The following is a 755-nucleotide window of genomic DNA, read 5'->3' as shown; positions in this document are numbered from 1 at the left end:
CGAACGGCGCGCCGCCCAGGGCCGCCCAGCGCACGGTGCCTTCTTCACGCCACCACAGGCCGCCGTCGTCGTCGGCAGTGAAGCGTACGACGCCGGTGAAGGTTCCGCTGGTGCCGGTGCTGCGGTCCAGGAGGGTGCGGTCGACGGACCAGGAGCCGCGCAGGTAGGCGCGGAGGTCAAAGTCCGGACCCGTGTCCGGGGTTTCGTCCGGGGCAGGAATGTTCAAGTGCCCTCGATTGGAATCGAACCAACGACACCGGCTTTAGGAGAGCCGTGCTCTATCCACTGAGCTACGAGGGCGGATGTCCGCGGGCGGCCGGGGCCGGTCCGGTCGGACACGGATATAAGCATACAAGGTGAGCGCGCGTACTACGCTCTTGGCATGACTGCAGGAACCAGCGAGCTCTCCGCCGGAGCCCTTTACTACCCCGATGTGGCCGCGACCAGGTTTTACGTCGGGGCCCTGGCGAAGCTGAGCGTGCTGCAGTATTTCGTGGCCGAGTCTGCTGTGATCGGTGCCTGGGCGGGAGCGGAGCCATACAGCCGCCGCACGGGCTACATCAGCGACCTCGGCGCCGTGGCGTGCGGGGATTTCGACGGCCGGGACGTCTGCTCGCCGGCGCACCTGCTGATGAACGCGTCGTTTGTGGTCCAAGGCCTTGGCATGGTGGTCGGCGCGCTGCTGCTCGGCTCGGCGCTACTGTGCTGTGCCGCGCGGACCGGCGTGCCTCTTCGGCGCGGCCGGGTGCCGGGGC

Annotated in this window: 1 protein-coding gene, 1 tRNA gene and 1 pseudogene; 1 reads left to right on the top strand and 2 read right to left on the bottom strand. The window is 68.5% G+C overall.

Annotation, left to right across the window (positions count from 1 at the left end; genetic code table 11):
* Both Y706_RS29300 and Y706_RS0113120 read right to left on the bottom strand, forming a co-directional pair.
* Positions 1-226 (bottom strand): DUF6314 family protein (locus tag Y706_RS29300; protein WP_253906790.1); only part of this gene is annotated, 226 nt, incomplete at its 3' end.
* Between the two features lies 1 nt (position 227).
* A tRNA-Arg gene (locus Y706_RS0113120) sits at positions 228-300 on the bottom strand.
* Between the two features lie 82 nt (positions 301-382).
* Between Y706_RS0113120 and Y706_RS0113115 the strand changes: the two are divergent.
* Positions 383-755: pseudogene (locus tag Y706_RS0113115) on the top strand (hypothetical protein); the annotation flags it as partial.

It is taken from the genome of Arthrobacter sp. I3 (assembly GCF_000520575.1).
GTDB classification, from domain to species: Bacteria; Actinomycetota; Actinomycetes; order Actinomycetales; family Micrococcaceae; genus Arthrobacter; species Arthrobacter humicola_A.
This window is presented reverse-complemented; position numbering and strand designations above follow the sequence as displayed.